The following is a 22,737-nucleotide window of genomic DNA, read 5'->3' as shown; positions in this document are numbered from 1 at the left end:
TGCTTCAATTAATAGGAGGTGCAGCTTGTTATGGCGATCGAACAAACGGAATTGAAGGCTAGCGGTTGGAGAGGATTCGCACGGGGCAAGTGGATGAACCACATCGACGTGAACGATTTTATCGGCAAAAATATGACGGTGTATGCAGGCGATCATTCGTTCCTCGAAGGTCCGACCGGCGCGACGACAGAGCTGTGGTTCCTTGTACGCGAATTGTTGGATCAAGAGAGAGCGAATGGCGGCGTGCTCGATATCGACGTCGATACCGTCTCGACGATAACGTCCCATGCACCGGGCTACATTGACCAGGGCAAGGAGAAAATCGTCGGCTTGCAGACCGATGCTCCGCTGAAGCGCTCGGTTCAGCCGTTCGGCGGCATTCGGATGGTGCAGGATGCTTGCGAGGCTTACGGCTATCAACTGCCGCAGGAGCTCGCGGACTTGTTCACTTCGATCCGCAAGACGCATAACCAAGGCGTGTTCGATGCTTATACGAACGAGATGCGGACGGCACGCAAGGCAGCCATCATTACCGGCTTACCGGATGCATACGGACGCGGCCGCATTATTGGCGACTATCGGCGGGCTCCACTGTATGGCGTGAACCGATTGATTGAGGAAAAACAAATCGATCTGCTGCAGTTGGAGGTCGATTCGATTACGGAGGACGTGATCCGTCTTCGCGAGGAGTTGGCGGAGCAAATTCGCAGCTTGGGCGAACTGAAACAGATGGCGTCGGCGTACGGATACGATATTAGCGGCCCGGCAACGAATGCGGCCGAGGCGGTGCAGTGGCTCTATTTTGCCTACCTTGGGGCTATTAAAGAGCAGAACGGCGCGGCGATGAGCCTCGGACGCGTATCGACTTTCCTTGATATCTACATCGAGCGCGATCTTCAGGAAGGAACGCTCACGGAGCAGGAGGCACAGGAGCTGATCGACCATCTTGTCATGAAGCTTCGGCTCGTTAAGTTCCTTCGCACTCCCGATTACAACGAGTTGTTCAGCGGCGATCCGACCTGGGTGACGGAGTCGATTGGGGGCATGGGGCTGGACGGCAGGGCGCGCGTGACGAAGAACTCGTTCCGCTTCCTCCATACGCTGTACAATCTTGGTCCTGCGCCGGAGCCGAACTTGACGGTGCTGTGGTCAACCCAGTTGCCGGAAGGATTCAAAGCCTTCTGTGCTAAAGTGTCGGCGGAGACGAGCTCGATCCAATATGAGAACGACGATCTGATGAGACCTTACCACGGCGATGATTATGGTATTGCGTGCTGCGTATCGGCGATGAGAATCGGCAAGCAGATGCAATTCTTTGGCGCACGGGCGAACCTGGCGAAGGCGCTGCTCTATGCGATTAACGGCGGCGTCGACGAGAAGCTGGGCATCCAAGTTGGACCGGCGATTGCACCGATTACAGCGGATGTTCTGAATTATGAGGAAGTGATGGGCAAGTTCGATATCGTGACGGAATGGCTGGCGAGGCTCTACGTGAACACGCTCAACGTCATCCATTATATGCACGACAAATATTGCTACGAGCGGCTGGAGATGGCGCTGCACGACCGCGATATTATCCGGACGATGGCGACCGGCATTGCAGGCTTGTCCGTCGTTGCCGATTCGCTCAGCGCGATCAAATACGCGAAAGTTCGTCCGGTTCGGAACGAGAAAGGAATCGCCGTCGATTTCGTGATCGAGGGAGAATATCCGCAGTACGGCAACAACGATGAGCGGGTCGATGCCATTGCAGTTGAAGTAACGGAAGCGTTCATGAACAAAATCAGCAAGCATCCTACGTACCGCGGCTCGGTGCCGACAATGTCAGTGCTGACGATAACGTCGAATGTCGTGTACGGCAAAAAGACAGGAACAACGCCGGATGGCCGCAAAGCAGGCGAACCGTTCGCGCCGGGTGCTAATCCGATGCATGGACGCGACCGCAAAGGAGCGCTTGCTTCGCTTGCTTCCGTCGCGAAGATTCCATACGAGAGCTGCCAGGACGGCATCTCGAACACATTCTCGATCGTGCCGAAGGCGCTTGGCCGCGAAGAAGAGGCACGAATTTCGAATCTTGTCGCTCTGCTGGACGGCTATATGGCTGGCGGAGGCCATCATCTGAACGTGAATGTGTTCGACCGGGCACAGCTCATGGACGCGATGGAACATCCAGAGAAGTACCCGCAGTTGACGATCCGCGTGTCGGGCTATGCGGTCAACTTCATCAAGCTGACGCGAGAGCAGCAGCTTGACGTCATTAACCGTACGTTCCACGGAACGATATAACGTCAGGATATTTACGAGAAAGAGGTGCAGACCGATGAAAGGACGCATCCATTCCTTCGATACGTTCGGCACTGTAGACGGGCCGGGCATACGCTTCGTCCTGTTCATGCAGGGCTGCGCGCTTCAATGTTTGTACTGCCATAACCCGGACACTTGGGAGACGAACGCGGGCCGGGCGATGGACGTGGAGGAAATATTGGCCGAGATCGAGCCTTATCTGGAATATTACCGCCGCTCAGGCGGAGGCATTACAGTGACGGGAGGGGAGCCGACGCTGCAGGCTCCCTTCGTGGCCCGTCTGTTCGCGGAGTGCAAGCGGCGATGGGGACTGCATACGGCGCTCGATTCGAACGGCTTCTGCGAGCCGAGCCATGCGCAGCAGTTGCTCGAGGTAACCGATCTCGTGCTGCTTGATCTGAAGCAGATGAATGCGCAGAAGCATCTGGCGCTTACAAGCCAGCCGAACGACCGGATGATCCGGTTCGCCTATTATTTGGACGTATTGAACATTCCGGTCTGGATTCGGCATGTACTCGTACCAGGCTGGACGGACGACGCTGCCGATCTGCTCGCGCTCGGCGAGTTCATCGGATCGCTGACGAACGTAAGCAAGTTCGAACTGCTTCCTTACCATCGAATGGGTGTCTATAAGTGGCAGCAGCTTGGCAAGGCGTACCCGCTTGAGCAATGTCCGGTGCCGACCGACCGCGAAGTAAGCCGGGCCAGGATGCTAATCGAGCAGGGAATCGGCAACGATTCGCACAATGTGAATGCAGGAGGAACTGCGTATGGAGGCAACGTCAACTAGCCGGCATGTCGAACTGGCTTTATCGAACCCGGATGAGCTGACTTTATTGGAGAGCCGGATCAGGCAGGAGCATCGGCTGCTTCGGCATCAGATCCGCATGGTGGAGATGTATGCGAAGGAAGCGATGCTGATCGAAGATCCGGCCGCAAGCAAGCAGTTGGTCTTGCAGCTGGAAGACCAGCTGGAGCAATTCGTGATGGATTTGGAACGGCATGCGGCATGGGAGCAGACAGAGCTGTATCCGCTGTTGTTAGCGTATTATCATCATGATTCGTCGCCGACGATCCGGCCATCGTTCTGGGTGCTGGAGAAGGAATATCAGCTTGGCATTTCGTTCATTCAATCTTTCCATGAGGCGATTAGCCAGATGGCAGGCTGTGCATGCGACTGTACAGGCCGAAGCTGCGCGTCGGAGGCGGCCGCGCATTTGGTTCAAGCTTGTCTTATTTTTAATGACCACTTCACGATGGAAGAGGAACTGGTGCTGCCGATGACCGATAAGGTGCTGACGGATCTCGATTATTTTTTCTCATAGACCTATAGAATGACTTGCAGGCATCGATAGATTTGTTATAATTAGCCAAACAGTTGGCGATCCATTGCATGTTTTTTCAGTAGGATAGTCGGTGATGATTGAAGGGCGGCGGCGGGGCTTCGTTGCATTGTGTACAATGAGAATGGATGGTTTGTAACGAATTGTCTTGTTCATTGTATTTCGTACAACAGGATAGGGCTGTTTATGGTCCGAAATCGCATTGTTCGGCGATTGTGACTTGTTTGTATTGTATGAAATACAACCATGCAGCCGATATAGACTCATTGGAATTGATATGATTGTATAAAGTGCAATGAAGACGATTCGTCAGGGTCGGAGCAGGGGCAGGAGCAGGAGCAGGAGCAGGAGCAGGAGCAGGAGCAGGAGCAGGAGCAGCTGTCTATTCAAGTCACTTGGTTGCTTCAATAGATTGGCATACATCAGAAGAATGGATATATCAGACGAACCACTCCAATTGGAGTGGCTTTCTGTTTATGTACCTCATTCTACCATGACGGGCAGGGATACGATGACACTTGCGGAGAACTGGGAGTATGATTGGCTGCTTAACGAAAGCCCGCTGCTGCGGGAATGCGTGTTGATTGAGCCTATCTATAAAGGCTACTCGAGCGATCTTAAATTTTGGCTGAAGCATCAGGACGGGACGGTGTACGTGCTGCGGACGTACAGCTTGGAGCAGGAAGCGGCGAAGCGCAGGGAGTTCAATGTGCTGGCGATGATGGAAGCACAGGGCGTCGCCTGTTCGCGTCCGGTTGAAATCGGTGAGCTGCCGGAACGTCAGCTTGGCTATATGGTCGTATCCTGCGTCGATGGGAACGATGCGGCGGATGAACTGCCCCTGCTGTCGGAGCGGGAGCAGTATGAAGCAGGCGTGCAGGCCGGCTTGGAATTGCGGCGAATGCATCAAGTCCAATGCCCGGATTCGTCCGTGGCCGATTGGGAATCGCGCATGCTCGCGAAGCATCGCCGTTACCGCGAGGACTATGCGGCATGCGGCGCTGCCATTGAGGGCGACGACAAGTTGTTTGCGTTTATTGACCATCATCTGCCGCTCATGAAAGACAGACCGAACCGGTTTCAGCATGATGACTTTCATGTAAGCAACTTAATCATGAAGGACGGGAAGCTGTCGGGCGTGATCGATTTCAACCGGTACGACTGGGGCGATCCGGTACATGATTTTCTGAAGACGGGGATGTTCAGCGCGGAGATCAGCATCCCGTTCAGCGTCGGAATAATGGATGCTTATCATGAACAGTCAGAGCCGGACGAGCTGTTCTGGCAGCTGTTCTCGTTATATTCCGCGATGAATCTCGTAGCTTCGGTGGTATGGATTTTGAAAGTGAAGCCGGAGGAGCTAGGCATCATGATGGACAAGGTACGCAAAGTGATGGGCGATCATGACAACTTCGATTCCGTTGTTCCGAATTGGTACCGGAATTACAAGCGAGGCTGAAACGGGGGACAAGCGGTGCATATCGGAGTGGATTTGGATAATACCGTTCTGGATGCGACAGACATCTTCTTGCGTTACTATAATCTAGCGTCCGGCCTTTCTTTAACGGCGGCAGATGTGAAGAGCTATTATATTTATAAAGCGTATGGCTGGGATACCGACAAGATGGAAGAGGTGTATCAGCAGTACGGACATGACATTCATTGGCATTCGGAGCCGTTGCCGTTGGCGGCAGAGAGGATACGACAGCTGTCGGGCGAGCATCAAATCTCGTTTATTACGGCGCGTCCGGCGCGTTACCGCGATGTGTCGATCGATTGGCTGAAGCGGCATCAGTTCACATTCGACAATATGGTGTGTACGGTAAATAAGCTTCAATACTGTATCGATACGAACGTCGATCTGTTGATCGATGATGGTCCGCAATACGCCGAGCCGTTCGCACGCGCGCGCAAGCCAATCATCCTGTTCGACCAGTCGTATAACCGGCATGTCGAATCCAGTGAGTTCGTGTACCGAGCCGCCGATTGGACCGAAGTGAAGAACCGTGTTGATGCGTTATCGGCATTTGACAGACCATTATCGTGGCAGCCAGTCAGTGAATGATTGGCTGCTTTTGTTCAAGTTTACGGTTTAGTTTTAAGCTAAAGTGTTTTGATAGTTGAGAGATCACCCTATCACTAGACTCGGGAGGAACTAATGGGTAGCTTGGTTAGGAGAGTCGAAGTAAAGGACTATGTTCACGTGTTCTTGTTAAATAAAGAATTCAACCCCCAACTCGAGCAATATTCTGAAACGAGGGTAAAAGAAAAACTGGAGACCATTATTAGAAAAGATATAGATAGGGTCTTCGTATATGAACAAGACAACGAGGTGTTGGGGTATATTCATGGAAGCCCGTATGAATTGCTTTTCTCGGAATCATTAATAAACGTTCTAGGATTTGTGGTTAGTGAGAGTCATAGAAATCAGGGCATAGGAAGCAGTCTAATCAGTCATCTTGAAGAGTGGGGCCGTAACCATGGTTATTCAGGGATGAAACTGCTCACTCATCCGAGTCGAATACAAGCTCACAAGTTTTACGAAAAACGGGGGTATTTATTTACGAAAGACCAGAAGAATTACATAAAGGAGTTCAAGGTTTGAAGTAACAGGTAGAATTCGCTTAAACTTCATTAGAACTGGAGACGCATAATGTGGTTTCTAATTATTGAGTTCGTAATATTAATAAGTTGGTTGGGTGTTAAATTTACCCTATCAATTTTTTGTAACGGGAGCAGCCAAGGGTCTTACTTTGCTCATTATCTTTATCATTCGTATTTTCAATTTCCTGTTGTATTCATCTTGATGTTATTGGTTCTGACCATGTTTATCATCCACTATAAGATTAAGGCGTATAAGACGAGGAGAAGTTTTAAAGCTTGGATAGCAATGAATGGTTTTCGAATTGCGGGAATCGTTATTATTATATGTTTATGCTTAATGTCTATATCAATGGGGTATCAAATTCAAACCGATTACAATCATTACAAATCAAACAAATTAAGCCCGGACATTATCAAAGTTACAAGCTACAACCTGTCTGACGGAGCCAGAATAAGTAAGAGTGTCTTACCATACAAAATATACACGGATAAAGAGGATGAAACTTACTACTTATATAGGAAAACAAAACTCAGTACGCAAGCAACGTATTCGATTAAATATTTTATAAATCACAGCAACGAAAAGATTCTATTGGGTATTTCATTAATAATCTCCTGAACTAATACAGTCGGGAAAGGGCGAGAGATTACTGAAAGATACAATTCTAAGAAAGTTATTTTCGGCTTTTATTTCTATCATTGTGATGTCGCTTGTATGTTCAATCATATTTTTTCCTGATGATATTATGGGGATGTTTGTTTTTGGAATTATAATGTTCTTCTTATTATATTTATTCGGTGGTATCCCGATGTCTGCAATAATTGCAAGATATTTTGGACTATCTAAAAATAAATCGAATCATGCAATGTATGTGATCAGCCACGTGGCAGGAGGAGTAGTAGTAACAATACTTATTACTTTATTAACAGAGCCTGAACATGGAATAGAAATGTATTTTTCGAATGAAATGTATGATTTTTATTGGATTGGTGCAATGAGTGGATTAGTGTTTAGTCTAATTGAAATCTTAATATTTAAATTAAAAAAGAGATTCTGAACTATGTGGGCCACTCACGGGATTATAGAAGTCGCTCGGTAACTTATCAAATGCAGGCGAAGGAAAATAAAGAGCATCGGACTCCAGAAAATAACTGGGGAAGATGCTCTTTTTGCGTTTCTGCAAAAATTGGACATGCCGCAATAAACGTTTGTACAAGCATAAAAGCTATTCTAGCAATAACATATCTACTAGATTCCCTAAAGGAGGACAAGTAGATTGCCTCATGAATATCAACGTACTCCATTTAACACGTCGCTACCTGTTTATGTAACAGGGTCTGTATGCAGCGCCAGTCACCCCGGTGCCAGAGACATAGGATTCCTAACGATGAAATGGCAAGTGATGCAAGTCAGTAACGGAGTCATAACAGGTTTTATTGGAACGGGCACACCTGTGTATGCTGTAGAGGCGGGTACAGTGGTTTATCTGAATAGAACCACGACGTGTTATGATAACCGGAATCCCGCAACTTTATGTCCTGAAGCGCATGGTATAGCCGTTAAAGGCAGTGACGGGTACTACACGCTTTACGCTCATGTTTACCCAAATTTTGCATTGAGAATCGGTTCTACCGTCCAACCGGGAACTTGGCTTGGCAACGTGGATAATTCAGGGAATACAACCGGACCTCATGTTCATTTTGCTAGATTTTCTCCGAATGCAAATGATAGTAATTTTTCGCAGAATGGGACATGCGATTGGACGATGAAGGGTCTTGTTCCTTCTAATTATAACGGCTGGTGGCAGCAACCCAATGGAACATTGTACTACTTTGTTAACGGAAAGCCTTGGTTAGGATGGACAGGTGCGCTTTCTAACGGAGTGAGCTATCAATTAAGCCTAACGACTGGGGCTTGGACAGGATGGGCATTCTTTCAGGGGAGATATTGGTTCTGGAATGGTGCAAGCTGGGAAAACAGAGGTACCCAGGCTCCTCTATCTATTAATAAATCAAGGGCAGCACGATCACGGACCAAACCAACACAACCACCGCAATTAAAACGTACGGGCAAGGTAACGAGGGTGTCGTCACCAGCAAGGGGACGTAGATATCTTGGAGGAGGAAAATCTCCAGCTCCGAGAATAAGAAAGAAAAGCTGAGGAAATGTAATAATGACATCGTATTAAAAAAGGGCTAACGCCAAGGTCGCGGATCCGCGCTGGCGTTGGCCCTTTAGTCGTTTATTGCAGCACGTACTCTGCCAGCAGCCAGCACACTAGAGCTGCCAACCATGATACGGAGGCGAATACGGCGACGATCTTGTTCTCGCTCCAGCCATATTGGATGCTGAAGTGGTAATGAATAGGTGTCATGCGGAAAATTCGTTTCTTGGTGCGTTTATAGTAAATGACCTGCAAGATAACCGACAGCTTCTCCGCCATGTAGACGAGGAATAGAAGCGGGATCAGGATCTCGACCTTTTCGATAACGGCCAGAAAGGATAATGAACCGCCAATCGCAAGGGAGCCGGTGTCGCCCATGAATGCGCGGGCCGGATATTTGTTATAGAGGTACAGGCCGAGCAAGCAGCCGATCATGACAAGCGAGAACGTACGTACTTCCGTTCTGTCTGAGATCAGGAAGAAGAACAGATAGGTCGGAATAGACACATGGATGAGCAGTCCGTCCAATCCATCCGTGAAATTAATTGCGTTCGCCGAGCCGACAATAAGCAGCAGCATGATCGCGACGTATACAAAGATAGGCAGATGCCACTCATAGCCGCCTATCAGAATGAAGTCGCTTGTCAGTCCGAAGGAGTCGAACAGTACGTACAGCAGACCGCCTGTAAAGGCGAACTGGAGCACAAGCTTCATTTTACCGGAAATGCCTGCGGGGTCCTGCCATGCCGCTTTCTTCATATCGTCCATGAAGCCGATCGAGCTGAATAGCAGGAAGGTAACGCACAGCAGAATCATGAGCGAACTGGATTGAAAAAGGAAGGAAGAAGCAGCCCCGATCAGCAGAACAAGTCCAGCCATGAGCGGTGTGCCGCGCTTGGCTTGATGGTCCGGCGGGAGCTCCGCACGAATTGGCTGCGTCAGCTTCAGGGTGCGCAGTGTCCAGATTAGCATAGGCGTGAATAAAGCAACTAGCACGAACGATAGACCAGACATTCCGACGATTCCGAGCATGATGATGGATGCACCGCTTTCTGTGTAGTGAAGGATGGGATAACTGGAAATTCAATGTTATGGGATATTATTCCTTTCGTAATGGACGATAATAGTAGAATAAATGTTGCAACCGTTCGCCCAACGTACGCGTATGTGGTACGATGAGATAGGCTGCGAACGCAGCACATCTACAAATTATGAATCAGGAGTTGTTCATATTGTTCGGATATAAACTTATTTCTCGCAGCCTTGCGATTGCAGCATGTGTATACCTTTTGTTCCAAGTAACGAAGACATGGCAAATTATTTTCTTCTCGGCAGCCGGGCTCATTATGTTGGTCTCGTTGATCATGATGTTCCTGCCGAATAAGAAGCAGCCACGCTAAAAACATTTGTAAGGTGGTTGGCGTTTGAATATTAGAACAGAGTTGCAACAAGATTACGAGCTGGTTCTCCAGCTCAATTATGAAGCATTCGGCAACCGCGATGACGAAGCCGAACTTGTGAACCGAATTCGAAGGTCTGACCGGTTCGTGCCAGAGTTGTCCATTGTGGCGGAGCAGAATGGTGAGATCGTCGGGCATTTGCTGCTCAGCAAAGCCGATGTTGTGAATGAAAATACGAAGCATGAAGTCATTGTGCTGGCACCGATCGCCGTGTCGCCCCGACTGCAAAAGCAGGGTATCGGGCGGTTGCTGATAGAGGAAGGGATGAAGCGGTGCCAGGTGCTGCAAGTTCCATTGGTGCTGCTGATTGGCCACCCTTCGTATTATCCGAAATTTGGCTTCCGGCCGGCAAGGCCGTTCGGCTTGGAACTGAAGCAGTTCCCTGCATCAGACGACGTGTTCATGGTGCTGGAGCTAAGAGATGGCGCGCTGAACGATATACAAGGCGAGCTTGTGTATCCGGCGGTATTTTTCGGCGGATGATGGGAGAAGTGTCCATATGAGAGGAGCGGTCCGAGAGATGAAGAGGCTGATCGTACATGGTATTGTAATGGCGGCGCTTATCATTGGACTTGCGGCTTGCTCCTCGGACACGGGCTCGAAGCCAGGAGCGGATACCGTTGCGGAAGAGGTACAAACATGCGAAGTGCAGCCAACGAATTTCGAATGGAGCGGGCATACGTATCGACCAACGCAAGAGAACACCGATATGGAGCCGATGATGAAGTTCGGATGGCTGGACTGCAAGGCGGGCCGCCTCCTGCCGGCAGACGGACTACGAGGCGTTCGCGACGTTGTACAGTACGGGCGACCCGACGGATGGCAAGATCATTTGGATTGGCGAGGCCGGAAGAATATTGTATGAGCGGGACGATACCTTCAAATAATGCCCAGTTCTCTCTGAACTTGATGCTTGTAATCTAGATAGCCTTGATCGAAATTGAATTTGCTTTGTTGATAAATCGTAGGTTATCGGCTCCTCTACTATTGTGAAATTAATCACATACATTTATTGGGATTTTAAGCTTCCATTGAAGAGATGTATATCGGAATGATTTTATGCATGACGAGGAGTGAGTGAGGATCAAGATGGCGCGGAGACGAATGGTGCTTTTGTTAGTGCTGTTCGGGGTGGTGCGTGACCGTAGCCTGCTCTAAGTGTGGTCACGTTGTCTGCAATGGACCTTACTTGGTGGTAATGAATGAGCTCCGAAAGGAGTCGTTCTCTGTCGTACAGGCACGAATGGGCCGCTGCCTACATATAATGTAGAACCGACTTCGATGCGTGCCGGTTAAGCGAGCGTACGATTGCTTCGCTGACGACGCCGGCCTACCAACCTGGGGGTGTACGGTTCATGGGATTGTTTGCTGCTGTTGCACTGTTCATCAAGCAGCTGTCGCTGCTCGTCTCTTACGTCAAAAATAATGCGTTTCCGCAGCCGCTTCATGAGGAAGATGAGATGAAGCATTTGCAACTGATGGCCGAGGGCAACCAGCATTCACGCAATTTGCTGATCGAGCACAACCTCCGGCTGGTAGCGCATATCGTCAAGAAATTCGATAACACGGGCGAGGATCTAGAGGATTTGATCTCGATCGGAACCATTGGCTTGATCAAAGCTATCGAGAGTTTCCAGCAGGGAAAAGGCACGAAGCTCGCAACATTCGCAGCCCGGTGTATCGAGAACGAGATCCTTATGCACTTGCGTTCGCTGAAGAAGACCAAGAAGGACGTCTCGCTGCATGACCCGATCGGGACGGACAAGGAAGGCAACGAAATTACGTTGATCGATATCCTTGGCAGCGAGGCTGACGATGTTGTCGAGAAGGTGCAGTTGAAGATCGAGAAGAGCAAGATTTACCGGAATCTTGACATATTGGATGACCGCGAGAAGGAAGTTGTCGTCGGCCGGTTCGGATTAGAGCATGGCGGGGAAGAGCGGACACAGCGGGAGATCGCGAAGGAACTGGGGATCAGCAGGAGCTATGTGTCGAGGATAGAGAAGCGGGCGCTTATGAAGCTGTATCATGAGTTTTATAAGGCGAAGAAGTGAAATGAGGCTGCTCCGGGAGGAGTGGCTTTTTTTTTCTTTTCGTGCAAGATGTGAGGTAACCACCCCATAAGAAGGACTTTTGAAGGAGAATGAAGGTGTATGTAGAAATACCCATTTACAATGAAGAAAGGAGGATATTGTGGCCTTTATTGAATCAGTGGGCTCTAAGGTTCTGGCAGGGACAATCTTAGAGATTATTAAACGAACTGGTAAGTTTCTCGAGAAGGACAAAGCATTCAGTATTCTACAAGAGATTGAAGAAATGATTTCATCTACTCTGGAAGAGAATGATTGTAATAGAAGAGAATTTGGTAATGGAAATCTCTGGGGAACTTGCATTTGTACCTTATATTATAACCAAAAATGTAGAGCAAATTATCCGTGCATTTCGTGAAGCAGCGCAGCATCTTCTAATATGATTCCTAATTTTGAAGAAAAAAGACAGGAATATTTAAGTAATGTGAAACATGTATTTGCAAAGAATCATGTTCCAGGTGTAGACATATTGGACTTTGAAGATTACTATATCTATCCTCGATTCATTTATTTTAATCAGAACCATGATAGCCAACACTTTCATAATTACAGTGTTCATGATAATAAAAATTCTATTGAGTGGACAGATATATTCCTAAGGTCAAACCTAATTTCAATTGTTGGCGGGCCTGGTTATGGAAAAACATTGCAATTGTTTCTGCGTTATTGTATTCAAGGGATGGTATATATAGTTATCGTCAAAGTGATCAGATCGTCAGAGCTATTTGGTTTTCAGATATAATATTAAGTGAAAGACGAAATGAAAAAATAATGAGTTTTATCGATAGTTTGTCATTTGAAACATTTATGAATAATGCAGGAGGTATAGAGAGATTAGAGTTTGAGAATTCAAACGAAATTAGTTACCACGAACTCGATAATAAAGAGATGTACGAGATATACGAAAAGATAAAGTCAGGTCAATTCTAGAATTAAGAAGTTGAAAATATATACATCCCCATTCGCACAGTAATGTATATGATTATTAGTTTCGGCTAATCTCGCGGGAGCGGTTTATTTTATTATTGAAATTTATCATCATAGCGATGCAGATGGCGTCATTGAGAAAGTTCAGTTGAAGATCGAGAAGAGCAGGATCTACAGATCTTGATATATTGGATGACCGCGAGAAGGAATTCGTCGTGGAACGAGTTAGAACATGGTGGTAAAGAACGGACGCAGCGGAAAATTGCGAAGGAACTGGGTATCTCGCGGAGCTGTGTATGATTAAGAAACGTTCGCTTATGAAGCTTTATCACGAGTTTTAAAAAGGAGATGAAATGATATTTAGTTCAAGGAGACTGCCCTATTTCGGGTAGTGTTTGTGTGGTATACTGCCCATAAGGGGACTGAGAGGTAGGGGGTATTATTTCGTGAATCGTATTCAAGATTTAAGTAAATTAATTAAGTTGACTGGCGATCGAGCTAAATTGGACGCGAAAGCGAACGGCACTTATATCGTTTATAAAACGGACGAAGGTCAAATTGTGAAAGAGTATAGTACTGGTGAAATTGAACGAATTGAAGAACAGGACCTTCATCATGAGTGATCCAATTGCTACAATGTTTGTATTTGCAGGAAATAATGGTAGCGGAAAGAGCACGATTCGTAATTTGATTATAGATCGACTGGGTGTAAGTATTAATATTGATCCAGATGCTCTGGCAAGAAGGATTGATAGCGAAAATCCGGACCAAAGGAAGGTGTCAGCAGGAAAAGAAGCAATAAAGCTGGCAAGGGATTGCATTAAGAACAAAAGAGATTTTACTGTAGAGACGACATTAGCAGGCGGTAATGTTATACGACAAATGAGAGAAGCTAAAGAAAATGGAATCGAAGTGATCATGTTTTACGTTGGTCTAGGTGACTATCGTCTTAATATAGAACGTGTTGCCGCACGAGTCAGAAATGGTGGGCATCATATTCCGACGGAAGATATTATCCGAAGGCATATAACTTCTACGAAAAATTTACTTGGTCATCTCGATCTAATTGATTACTTAATCATAATTGATAACAGTAGTTCGGATGGAGAGATCGTCTTAGAGGCGGATAGGAATTCAATAAAACATCGTTCTATGATTATACCTGACTGGGTAAAAGAAATTGAATATAAGTTAGTTAATGGACACAATCAACAATAGCAGCAGTTCACTTGAATTGAGTGAACTGCTGCTATTGTTGTTAATGCAATGTAAACATGAAATTGCATCATTGTGCCCATGACATCAAGAAATTCGATAACACGGGCGAGGATCTAGAGGATTTGATCTCGATCGGTACGATCGGCTTGATCAAAGCCATCGAAAGCTTCCAGCCGAACTAGGGCACGAAGCTCGCGACGTTCGCTGCTCGTTGTATCGAGAACGAAATCCTCATGCACTTGCGTTCTCTGAAGACGACGCAAGGACGTGTCGTTGCACAACCCAATCGGGACGGACAAGGAAGGCAACGAAATTACGTTGATTGATATCCTTGGCTCTGAAGCCAGGGTGTAAATCTGTTTCTCCTCCAATTTTTTGCAAATGTATGAGGTAAGATATCCAGCGTCCAACGCAATAACCTTTAGTGATGCTTCAAATCCGAATTTCTTCACGAAGCGGTGCAGTGTTAATTCGCATTCCAAAAAACTACACAATGGCGTATAATATTACTAAAATGTATTCGGATGTAGTTTGTTCCGCGAAATTAATCAGATCTCAATAACCTCTAATGTGATCGTTTCTGACAAACTCTTGAGCAGCCACAGTTCCGAGAGCCTTCACAGGGGAAATGCGCCGGTTCATACAGATTCCGACAGCATCTACTTGTTTCAGATAGGGAAGTCGCACAAGCCTTCTATCATCCTGAACTAGGTCACTCCCCCCCCCTAAAAAACAATTTATACACCATGACTTGTTGGAGAGCAGTAACCAAACTGGGCTAAACGCTTGGTAAAGTAATTTGTCCCATCTCGGTGAATGCCGAGAGCCGAGAGGCTATTATCTTGAAAGGAGGTGAGATGAAAACTGAAACTTGTCTTTTTCTGGGGACTGAGTACGGGACAAGCGATCATTCTATAAGGGCAATCATGGATTTCATTTTGTCCCATTCATGCGCTCATGACCAAACTGACCGCATTGTGCCGGGATACAGGATGTAGTCTGGGGTACAAGGGTAAATCGTGTTTGCTGTCCGCTGCTTAGATCATGTACAGGTGGTAGCAATCGCAAACGGGCTTGAGATTCTTGTCAACAAGCGGCCAAAAATGAAATATGGAATTAATTAAAAAATTCTCCTGCCGAAGTAGGAGGGAGGTGCGTTGGATGGTACGAGGAAAGCCTTGTCCCATCTGCCTCGGCGAATGCCGAGAGGCTATTATGGAAGAAAGGGAGGAATGTGCTGGACCTAGGGAGTATGAAGCTCGAACTAAGAGAGGCGAAAGTTTTAATTTTTAATTTATCATGATGAATGATAGGAGGCAATTACCATGCACAATAGATTAAGCGCTTCCATGTTCAGTCATAAGAACTGCAGGTTATACCTGGTCACTCTGCTCGTTTCATCTTTATTAACAACGTTACTGGCTTACTCCGCTATTAAGGTATCTGCCGCATCAGATCCGAGCAATGTGCGCGTCAATCAGATCGGTTACTTGCCAATTGCGGACAAGATTGCAACGGTTATCTCAAGCTCAACATCGGCGCTGAATTGGGAATTGCGCGACGCTGCGACGGGAACGGCAGTGGCTGCGGGAGTAACTAGCGTATATGGCTTCGACCAGGCCTCGGGAGATTCCGTGCATAAAGCGAACTTCTCGTCCTTCACGGCCACTGGCAGCTATAAGCTGTGGGTATCGGGGGTAGGGACCAGTGCGGCATTCAATATAACGAATGATCTCTATCCTACGCTTACAAAGGATGCAATGGCTTATTTTTATTTTCATAGGATGGGAACGCCAATCGAGGCAGCTTATTTGGCCGAACCGGCTTACGCTCATTCGGCGCTCCATCCTGGCGATTCAGCTATTCCCTGTTTCCGGAGTTGGTGTTCTGGCACGCTTAACGTCCAGAAGTCTTGGGCGGATGCAGGTGATTTTGGCATATATCCTGTCAACCACGCGATATCAGCTTGGGCGTTATTAAATTCCTACGAGCGTAACCCAAGCGGGATGACCGACGGGTACCTCAACATTCCTGAGAAATCGAACGGCATACCCGATGTGTTGGATGAAGTCAGATTTGGTTCCGAATATTTGCGAGGAATACTGCCTGTTACCGGTTTGGCTTCTCACAAAATTACGAATGACCAGTGGAGCGCCTTTGTCATTACCATAGCCGGAGAGAATGCGAGTTCGCGCTATGCGCAGCCGCCATCGACGAATGCAACCTATGCCGTGGCAAGAACACTGGCTCAATTAGCGCGTGTTTACGCCACATTCGATTCGGCATATGCATCCCAAGTATGGGCGATCGCCAAGGATGCATATAATCGCGCCGAAACACTGCCGGTCGTTCTCTATACGTCATCGACAGTCGATTCTCCCGGCGGCGGTGATTATGATGACACAACGACGCAGGACGACCGTTATGCAGCCTCCGTCGAAATGTACTTAACCGCGCACCAGCGCGGTGATGCTAACAAGCTAATGTACAAATCGAACGTAACGGGATCTTCCGAATACAAAAAGGTTGGAACGTTTTATTGGGGGGACGTCAGCACGTTAGGGTCGCTGTCGTTACTCAGCGCAGCCAATGATTTGCCAGCATCCGATCTTAACGCGATCAAGAGCAACGCAATTTCAGCTGCGAACAATCAGCTTGCGATCCTGAACGGTGAAGGATACCCATCTTCGTTGCCGGGCTCTATTAAATACGATTGGGGCTCCAATTCGGCCATACTGCACAACATGATTGAATTTGCCTATGCCTACGATTTGACAAGCGACCTAAAATATTTGAAAGCGATGTACCGCAATATGGACTACATGATGGGGAACAACGCGATGAAGCAGTCTTATATTACGGGCTATGGGCAATATTCCGAGACCGATACACATGACCGTTGGGCTTGGACCGTGCACACTGCAACCGGTGTTCCGTACCCGAAAGGCTGGATTTCCGGAGGACCTAACAACGCCATTATCAGCGATACCGCAACGCCGATTGTGGCAAGCGCCAAGTCTTACGCGGCAAGCGGCACGGCCCCCAATGCATGGGCATCCAAGGAGAATACGATCAATTGGAACGCTCCTCTTGTCTGGGTTGCTCAGTATATGAACCAGAAGAAGGGAGATCTTAGCAGCGGTTCAACGATTTCGGTGCCATCGGTTCCTACGGGAGTAACAGCCACCGCGGGTAACGCACAAGTCAGCCTGAACTGGATGGCCTCCAGCGGAGCGACAAGCTATACCGTCAAACGCTCTGAAACACCAGGTGGAGCCTATAACATCGTCATGGCGGGCATTTCTGGAACAAGCTATTCAGATACGGGCTTGACCAATGGTACGACCTACTATTATGTTGTTAATGCCGTCAACTCCGCAGGCGCCAGCGTCGATTCCGCGCAAGCGAGCGCCACGCCATCTGGGAGTGGAGCTGGTACGGGAGGTAAGCTGGTTGCGCAATACAAGCTCAATAATACGAATGCAACCGACAATACCATTAACGCAACCTTCAACATCAAGAACAACGGCACGTCTGCGGTTAGCTTGAGCGGCTTGAAACTACGGTACTACTTCACGAAGGACGGCAGCCAAGCGTTGAACTATTTCATCGATTGGGCGCAGATAGGCAGTGCCAATGTGAGCGGCGCATTCGTCAGCACAATTGGTAATTCTGCAGACACGTACTTGGAAGTTTCTTTCGGTGCCGGAGCCGGCTCGATCGCGCCGGGAGGCCAAAGCGGCGACATTCAGGTTCGCATTACGAAATCGGACTGGTCTAATTTCAATGAATCGGGCGATTACTCTTTCGATCCGACAAAGAATGTATTTGCCGATTGGAACAAAATTACGCTCTATCAGAACGGCTCGCTCGTATGGGGGATTGCACCATAGTAGGATAATAATAAATACCGGGACACCGACAGGTGTTTCGGTATTTATTTAAGTTTTGGTTAGCTATATTAAGAGCGGTGGTAAGTGCAACTGAGTGCCAGGGAGTGACTAGGGACGAAAAAATATTGGGTGATGGATCCGGAAGGAAATGGTTTTAGAGCGTTACTTGAACAGGACCTTGGGCTTAGCGATGAAGCGATGAAGCGATACAGCGATGATGAGTTTAAAGTAGGATTTGCTTCCCGAAATAACGGATGATAAGTTATCCTTCGTTCCACTAAAGGGTTACGATAGCTTAACGGTATTGAATATTTATTCATAAAGCAAAATTGAAGCACTATACTTTTTCGATGAATTATGTAATGAACGGATATTTAGATTTTCCAAAAAACAATTAGAAAAAAGAGCTCGCAACCCAGCATGACTCTGTTTTCATTATTTCAGAATTGTTTTAAATTTAAATTATCCAGCATTTACATTCTGACAGGTGGAATGTATTTTTCGAATACTTGAATAGTCGCTTAGCCCTTGAGATATCAAGGGTTCTTTTTGTTTTTCTTGAAGTGGAGTCGAATCCCGTTGTTTTACTAACAGGGTTTAGTAGTACACTGGTACCATTTACCAGATATTGAACGGGTGTTAATATGTGGTGACAAAAGGTAATGTGCGAACCAAGAGGCTGTCTTATCGCCGCTTGCACGGAATGCTTTGATATTTCATTCCAGAACAAGGAGGCATTTCGTATTGAACATCATATTTGTGGTGGATATTTTATTGAGCGGTCGAGGGGGAATGGAAACGGCTCTCTCGTTAATCTACCATGAACTGAAACAAAGACATAATGTCGTCGTCATTCTGAAGGGAAAATCCGAAGATACGGCATGGGAAGCGGGAATCGCCACCATCCCCCTGTTTCAGAAGATAAATGACCATATTCCTCAAGAGTACTTGTTGAAAATATATTCGGCTGCCTTGTCTAATGTACTGAAGAACCTATTGCCAGTCGATATTATTGTGTCCACGGGACCCATCGGGGTTAAAGCAGCAAAGATGGCAACAGAAAGACTGAATATTCAGTCACCTGTTGTAAGCTGGCTGCACTTCAACCTGGATTATTTCGTTAAATACTTTGATGATTTACAGGTTGCTGACGGACATCTGGCAATTAGCGAAGGGAATATCATGGACATGCAATGCGTCTTCCCTGAAAGAATAAAGAAATTGGTTTATAACCCGGTGAAATATGACAACGTATCGTATGTAGCGCGACCTGTCGATCCTATCTTCTTGTATGTTGGCAGACTTGCTAGGGTCAAGAGAGTGGACCACATTATGAAGGCCTTGTCGCCATTACAAGATTATCGTTGGGAGCTGCATATCATCGGAGACGGGAAAGAATACGAGTCGCTACTGGATTTATCCTATCAATTGGGGATACAGGATCGGATCGTATGGTATGGTTGGAGGCAAAATCCATGGGAGGCGGTTCCCGGCGTGACTTCCTTGCTTCTGGCGTCCGAAATAGAACCGTTTGGGTTGGTTCTAGTCGAGGCGCTTTCCCGAGGGATTCCTGTTATCTCCAGCAACTGCAAATATGGCCCCAGAGAGATCGTTAATCAGAGTAATGGTTGGCTGTATCCATCGAATGCCCTTGAAGAATTAACGTCTATTCTGAGAAAGGTATTGGATGGTGAACAACGATTGCCGTCACAGGAGTCGTGCAGAGAATCGGTTAGAAAATACGCTGTCGAGCAGATCGCAGAGCGATATGAACATGCACTGTTGGATATTGCTCAACATAAAGCTAGGAATCTGGAGAGGATCGAATAGAGCTGGCGAATACACAGTTGCCGGACTATAACTGCAATCGCTTTCTCCAACCTCACGAGAGGAGGTGATACCATGACAAATTATCAAAAACCAAAATTTCGTAAAGTAGAATCCGCTGCGATTGCAGTAGCTGCGGGATGCGGCTGTGCTTGCGCATTTTCGGTTGGCGGCGGCTATGGATCTGGCTGTTAAGCAATTATTCTTCATGAATGTAAGAAGAGACCCGATTACGGGTCTCTTATCTCAGTTAACGGAGGTATGCTCATGCAAATAGACGAACAATTGCATATTCCATACGTCGCGGTTTACTACGAAGACGGCCATTATGTCGTACATAACTACCAACTCAACTGTTGGGTTGTGTATACTCCCGGCGAATATGAAATTGCATCCGAATTGATCTATGGCGGCAAGACCCCTTACGAGCTAATCGGGTCCGGCGAGAATGCGGAGAGTGTGAAGCGGGTAGCGAAAAAAATGCTCATGTATCGTGTCGCTTATCAAGGGGAAAGGCCACAAGAATACGCTATCCTTGATACGATGCAAAAGCAAGGGGTTGGCAAAGTCCCGCCTACCGCCATCTACTTCGTAACGACCTACAAATGCAATTTGAATTGCATTTATTGTTACGCGGACAGCAGTCCGGAGCGTTCCATGAATGGCGATATGAATACCGAAGAAGCCAAAGATATGATCAGGCAAATAAAAGCTCTAGGGACCAGTACGATCATATTTACGGGCGGGGAGGCTTTCCTCCGCAAGGATATTATGGAATTGATGAATTACAGCAAGGAAGTCGGGCTTCGTGTTAACGTGATCAGCAACGGAACATTAATCACAAACCGCGACAAAGCCAATGAAATTGCAAAGGTGGTTGATTTGTTCACAATCAGTTTCGATTCTCTGGATAAGGAGGAACATGAAGCGAACAGGGGCAAGGATACATGGGATAAGGCACGCAGAGCGATCGACCTTCTGTACGAAGCAGGTGTCAAACTAAAGATCAACCAAACGGTGACCAAGCACAACCCGGATTCAATAGAGCCATTATTGGAGTTCGCTACTAAGCGATCGATCCGGTTGACCATTGTACCGCTCATACAGCTTGGCAGAGGAGACGAGCGCATGCAAGGCCTGAGCTTTAGCGAACGTCGCCGCATAGACGATAGAATGCTGGATATGGAGATGGAAGCCGCACACGATGATTGTCATGCATTAAACGTGAAGCAGTTTGACCGTAGAAAACATTGCGGTCACGGTACGAGCGAATTTTCCATCGATGCGAAGGGGAATGTATTCCCTTGCAAATTGATGCACTCCCCGATGTTTCACGCCGGATCAATCAGAGAGAAATCGTTAAGAGAAATTTGGGAAACTTCCGAGGTATTCGAGCGCTCGCGGAACAGGACGGTTCATACGCTTCCGGAGTGCATGAAATGCACATTCCGAGAATCCTGTGGCGGGGGCTGCCGTGCCTTCCATTGGGGTGCAACGGGCGATGTCGACGGCACCTTCTCCCAGGACTGTTCGGGAATTCGGCGCGGGATCCGCAGGAAAATGGTCGCTTATTTCAAAATGGCAGGAGGGCCAACGCATGAACCAACTGTTTCAGGTAGCCGATGACGTGTTCTTTGATGAAAATGTAGAAGGCGTGTTCATCCTTTCAGGTTCTGGTGAGGTATTCGTCTTGGAAGACGACGTAAGCAAAGCAGTCTGGGGTTTCCTCGCGGATTCTCCGCAATCGCTTGATTTTATTTGCCAACAAATCAGGGAGAAGTTCAGGATCGGCGAAGACGACAATGTGGAAGATGATATCTGGGATTTCGTATCGGCGTTAACTAAAATGGGAGTTCTGAACGAATGCACAGTACTAGCAGACGGGATTTCCTGATTCGTGCGTTGCAAAACGGGAGGCCGATTCCGATTTCGATAGAAGGCAACTGCATGCATCCCCTGCTTGTCCATGGACAGAATGCCGTTGTTTATCCTGTCGACGAAATAAAAGCAGGGGATGTTGTATTAGTTCGGGATCAGGTCAACCAACTTCTGGCCCACCGCATCCTTAGTCTCGAGCATGATTCCGTGATTACGGCAGGTGACCGCAATGACCTATCTGATCCCCCAATACTGCGGAGTGATATCTTGGGACGGTTGGACATGCCGGAAGACAGGGAGAAGGAATGGACTGCGCCGCTAGCAACAAGTGAATTGAAAGTGTTGGTTCATCCTAATGCAATAGACAGTGAACGTTGCAAGGACCTGTCCCATGCTTTCGCAGTCGATATTGCCATAGAAGAAAACCTCGTCAGCCAGCTGTTGGACTTGCGCGAGAATGGATGGGCAACCGTTGCCATTCATTCGGGCGCAAGGCAGCATCTATCCGACCTGCCTGATATCGGAGGGAAGGTGGCCGTATTCGTTGGATACGACGTCGGGAAAGAAACGGATCCATCTTCCGGTACGATCGGAGCGAGCGATGTCGGCTTCGTGGCGAGAACGGCAATTAAATACTGGAATAGCTTGCATGCAGATGTGAGTGTAGCGGCAATTATAGGCTTTCATATGAGGAGGACAGAGTCATGTCATGGGTAATCACCACTGCATGCGAAGGGGAACGATTGGCCAAATGTGTTGTAGCATGTCCCGAAGACGCCATTCAGACGGCTCCGGGCGCAAAGCAATATTATATTAATCCGCTCAAATGCACAGAGTGCGGTTTATGTGATCTAACCTGCCCTGTGGCAGCGATTTTCCCGGAACACGCGGTGCCGAAGCAGTGGCGAAATAGCGTCGAAGAGAATAAATCGTTTTTTCTCAATTTGTCATGACTTGGATATTTCAACGCAAGCATAACGAGGCTTGCGTTGAAATGTAATATCAAGCAAGAAGGGAAACGGGAATGC

General features: G+C 47.5%; 21 protein-coding genes and 2 pseudogenes. 22 read left to right on the top strand and 1 reads right to left on the bottom strand.

All coding sequences use genetic code 11. The features are described 5' to 3' along the window. The first annotated feature begins 30 nt into the window (after positions 1-30). The 8 genes from pflB (at position 31) to PKO01S_RS01860 (ending at position 8,413) form a co-directional block, all read left to right on the top strand. A complete protein-coding gene (gene pflB / locus PKO01S_RS01895) occupies positions 31-2,286 on the top strand; it encodes a formate C-acetyltransferase (RefSeq protein WP_127529601.1) in 2,256 nt (751 codons plus the stop codon). 34 nt (positions 2,287-2,320) lie between these two features. Continuing rightward, the gene (pflA, locus tag PKO01S_RS01890) at positions 2,321-3,094 is read left to right on the top strand and encodes a pyruvate formate-lyase-activating protein (RefSeq protein WP_127529600.1); all 774 of its coding nucleotides are present in this window, start codon (positions 2,321-2,323) and stop codon (positions 3,092-3,094) included. Continuing rightward, the gene (locus tag PKO01S_RS01885) at positions 3,075-3,629 is read left to right on the top strand and encodes a hemerythrin domain-containing protein (protein ID WP_164779432.1); all 555 of its coding nucleotides are present in this window, start codon (positions 3,075-3,077) and stop codon (positions 3,627-3,629) included. The genes pflA and PKO01S_RS01885 overlap by 20 nt, the downstream gene beginning before the upstream one ends. Before the next feature lie 529 nt (positions 3,630-4,158). Beyond that, entirely contained in the window at positions 4,159-5,106 is a 948-nt protein-coding gene (locus tag PKO01S_RS01880; protein ID WP_127529598.1) for an aminoglycoside phosphotransferase family protein, read from the top strand. Between the two features lie 15 nt (positions 5,107-5,121). After that, positions 5,122-5,712 carry a 5' nucleotidase, NT5C type gene (locus PKO01S_RS01875; protein WP_127529597.1) on the top strand — a complete coding sequence of 197 codons (591 nt, stop codon included), beginning with the start codon at positions 5,122-5,124 and terminating at the stop codon, positions 5,710-5,712. Positions 5,713-5,805: 93 nt separating this feature from the next. Further along, entirely contained in the window at positions 5,806-6,252 is a 447-nt protein-coding gene (locus PKO01S_RS01870) for a GNAT family N-acetyltransferase (protein WP_127529596.1), read from the top strand. Positions 6,253-7,060: 808 nt separating this feature from the next. Beyond that, positions 7,061-7,309 (top strand): hypothetical protein, encoded by a 249-nt coding sequence (locus PKO01S_RS01865; RefSeq protein ID WP_127529595.1) that lies wholly within the window; start codon positions 7,061-7,063, stop codon positions 7,307-7,309. Between the two features lie 330 nt (positions 7,310-7,639). Next, entirely contained in the window at positions 7,640-8,413 is a 774-nt protein-coding gene (locus tag PKO01S_RS01860; RefSeq protein WP_127529594.1) for a M23 family metallopeptidase, read from the top strand. Positions 8,414-8,494: 81 nt separating this feature from the next. Here PKO01S_RS01860 and mraY read toward each other — a convergent pair whose 3' ends face one another. Continuing rightward, positions 8,495-9,430 carry a phospho-N-acetylmuramoyl-pentapeptide-transferase gene (mraY, locus tag PKO01S_RS01855; RefSeq protein ID WP_246070410.1) on the bottom strand — a complete coding sequence of 312 codons (936 nt, stop codon included), beginning with the start codon at positions 9,428-9,430 and terminating at the stop codon, positions 8,495-8,497. 218 nt (positions 9,431-9,648) lie between these two features. Here mraY and PKO01S_RS28635 point away from each other — a divergent pair, with 218 nt between their 5' ends. The 14 genes and pseudogenes from PKO01S_RS28635 to PKO01S_RS29715 all read left to right on the top strand — a co-directional run bounded on the left by PKO01S_RS28635 (position 9,649) and on the right by PKO01S_RS29715 (position 22,662). Beyond that, entirely contained in the window at positions 9,649-9,816 is a 168-nt protein-coding gene (locus PKO01S_RS28635; protein ID WP_164779431.1) for a hypothetical protein, read from the top strand. Between the two features lie 24 nt (positions 9,817-9,840). Beyond that, a complete protein-coding gene (locus PKO01S_RS01850) occupies positions 9,841-10,359 on the top strand; it encodes a GNAT family N-acetyltransferase (RefSeq protein ID WP_127529592.1) in 519 nt (172 codons plus the stop codon). A gap of 16 nt (positions 10,360-10,375) precedes the next feature. Next, the gene (locus tag PKO01S_RS01845) at positions 10,376-10,741 is read left to right on the top strand and encodes a hypothetical protein (RefSeq protein ID WP_127529591.1); all 366 of its coding nucleotides are present in this window, start codon (positions 10,376-10,378) and stop codon (positions 10,739-10,741) included. 490 nt (positions 10,742-11,231) lie between these two features. Beyond that, on the top strand, positions 11,232-11,930 hold the full coding sequence (sigK, locus tag PKO01S_RS01840) for an RNA polymerase sporulation sigma factor SigK (RefSeq protein WP_127529590.1): 699 nt from the start codon (positions 11,232-11,234) through the stop codon (positions 11,928-11,930). 1,078 nt (positions 11,931-13,008) lie between these two features. After that, a pseudogene (locus tag PKO01S_RS29240) lies at positions 13,009-13,234 on the top strand (sigma factor-like helix-turn-helix DNA-binding protein); the annotation flags it as partial. Between the two features lie 105 nt (positions 13,235-13,339). Then, positions 13,340-13,516 (top strand): hypothetical protein, encoded by a 177-nt coding sequence (locus tag PKO01S_RS28630; protein WP_164779430.1) that lies wholly within the window; start codon positions 13,340-13,342, stop codon positions 13,514-13,516. Next, positions 13,509-14,111 (top strand): zeta toxin family protein, encoded by a 603-nt coding sequence (locus PKO01S_RS01830; RefSeq protein ID WP_127529589.1) that lies wholly within the window; start codon positions 13,509-13,511, stop codon positions 14,109-14,111. Before PKO01S_RS28630 ends, PKO01S_RS01830 begins: the two co-directional genes overlap by 8 nt. Positions 14,112-14,185: 74 nt before the next feature. Further along, positions 14,186-14,456, top strand: a pseudogene (locus PKO01S_RS01825) (sigma factor); the annotation flags it as partial. A 980-nt stretch (positions 14,457-15,436) separates the two neighbouring features. Next, entirely contained in the window at positions 15,437-18,004 is a 2,568-nt protein-coding gene (locus tag PKO01S_RS01820) for a glycoside hydrolase family 9 protein (RefSeq protein WP_127529588.1), read from the top strand. Between the two features lie 744 nt (positions 18,005-18,748). After that, a complete protein-coding gene (locus PKO01S_RS01815) occupies positions 18,749-19,834 on the top strand; it encodes a glycosyltransferase (protein WP_127529587.1) in 1,086 nt (361 codons plus the stop codon). A 456-nt stretch (positions 19,835-20,290) separates the two neighbouring features. Continuing rightward, a complete protein-coding gene (locus PKO01S_RS01810; protein ID WP_164779429.1) occupies positions 20,291-21,457 on the top strand; it encodes a radical SAM/SPASM domain-containing protein in 1,167 nt (388 codons plus the stop codon). Next, the gene (locus PKO01S_RS01805) at positions 21,429-21,725 is read left to right on the top strand and encodes a hypothetical protein (protein WP_127529585.1); all 297 of its coding nucleotides are present in this window, start codon (positions 21,429-21,431) and stop codon (positions 21,723-21,725) included. Before PKO01S_RS01810 ends, PKO01S_RS01805 begins: the two co-directional genes overlap by 29 nt. Then, positions 21,695-22,426 carry a S24/S26 family peptidase gene (locus tag PKO01S_RS01800; RefSeq protein ID WP_127529584.1) on the top strand — a complete coding sequence of 244 codons (732 nt, stop codon included), beginning with the start codon at positions 21,695-21,697 and terminating at the stop codon, positions 22,424-22,426. The genes PKO01S_RS01805 and PKO01S_RS01800 overlap by 31 nt, the downstream gene beginning before the upstream one ends. Continuing rightward, positions 22,414-22,662 carry a 4Fe-4S dicluster domain-containing protein gene (locus PKO01S_RS29715; RefSeq protein ID WP_127529583.1) on the top strand — a complete coding sequence of 83 codons (249 nt, stop codon included), beginning with the start codon at positions 22,414-22,416 and terminating at the stop codon, positions 22,660-22,662. Before PKO01S_RS01800 ends, PKO01S_RS29715 begins: the two co-directional genes overlap by 13 nt. Positions 22,663-22,737: the final 75 nt, after the last annotated feature.

The organism is Paenibacillus kobensis NBRC 15729 (assembly GCF_004000825.1).
In the GTDB taxonomy this organism is placed as follows: domain Bacteria; phylum Bacillota; class Bacilli; order Paenibacillales; family Paenibacillaceae; genus Paenibacillus_T; species Paenibacillus_T kobensis.
Note: the sequence above shows the minus strand (reverse complement) of the source record. Positions and strands in the feature narration are given on the sequence as shown.

Coding starts and splice junctions, on each gene's coding strand:
- pflB (WP_127529601.1), top strand. CDS start 31: ATGGCGATCGAACAAACGGAATTGAAGGCTAGCGGTTGGAGAGGATTC.
- pflA (WP_127529600.1), top strand. CDS start 2,321: ATGAAAGGACGCATCCATTCCTTCGATACGTTCGGCACTGTAGACGGG.
- PKO01S_RS01885 (WP_164779432.1), top strand. CDS start 3,075: ATGGAGGCAACGTCAACTAGCCGGCATGTCGAACTGGCTTTATCGAAC.
- PKO01S_RS01880 (WP_127529598.1), top strand. CDS start 4,159: ATGACACTTGCGGAGAACTGGGAGTATGATTGGCTGCTTAACGAAAGC.
- PKO01S_RS01870 (WP_127529596.1), top strand. CDS start 5,806: ATGGGTAGCTTGGTTAGGAGAGTCGAAGTAAAGGACTATGTTCACGTG.
- PKO01S_RS01865 (WP_127529595.1), top strand. CDS start 7,061: ATGTCTGCAATAATTGCAAGATATTTTGGACTATCTAAAAATAAATCG.
- PKO01S_RS01860 (WP_127529594.1), top strand. CDS start 7,640: ATGAAATGGCAAGTGATGCAAGTCAGTAACGGAGTCATAACAGGTTTT.
- mraY (WP_246070410.1), bottom strand. CDS start 9,430: ATGTCTGGTCTATCGTTCGTGCTAGTTGCTTTATTCACGCCTATGCTA.
- PKO01S_RS01845 (WP_127529591.1), top strand. CDS start 10,376: ATGAGAGGAGCGGTCCGAGAGATGAAGAGGCTGATCGTACATGGTATT.
- sigK (WP_127529590.1), top strand. CDS start 11,232: ATGGGATTGTTTGCTGCTGTTGCACTGTTCATCAAGCAGCTGTCGCTG.
- PKO01S_RS01830 (WP_127529589.1), top strand. CDS start 13,509: ATGAGTGATCCAATTGCTACAATGTTTGTATTTGCAGGAAATAATGGT.
- PKO01S_RS01820 (WP_127529588.1), top strand. CDS start 15,437: ATGCACAATAGATTAAGCGCTTCCATGTTCAGTCATAAGAACTGCAGG.
- PKO01S_RS01805 (WP_127529585.1), top strand. CDS start 21,429: ATGAACCAACTGTTTCAGGTAGCCGATGACGTGTTCTTTGATGAAAAT.
- PKO01S_RS01800 (WP_127529584.1), top strand. CDS start 21,695: ATGCACAGTACTAGCAGACGGGATTTCCTGATTCGTGCGTTGCAAAAC.
- PKO01S_RS29715 (WP_127529583.1), top strand. CDS start 22,414: ATGTCATGGGTAATCACCACTGCATGCGAAGGGGAACGATTGGCCAAA.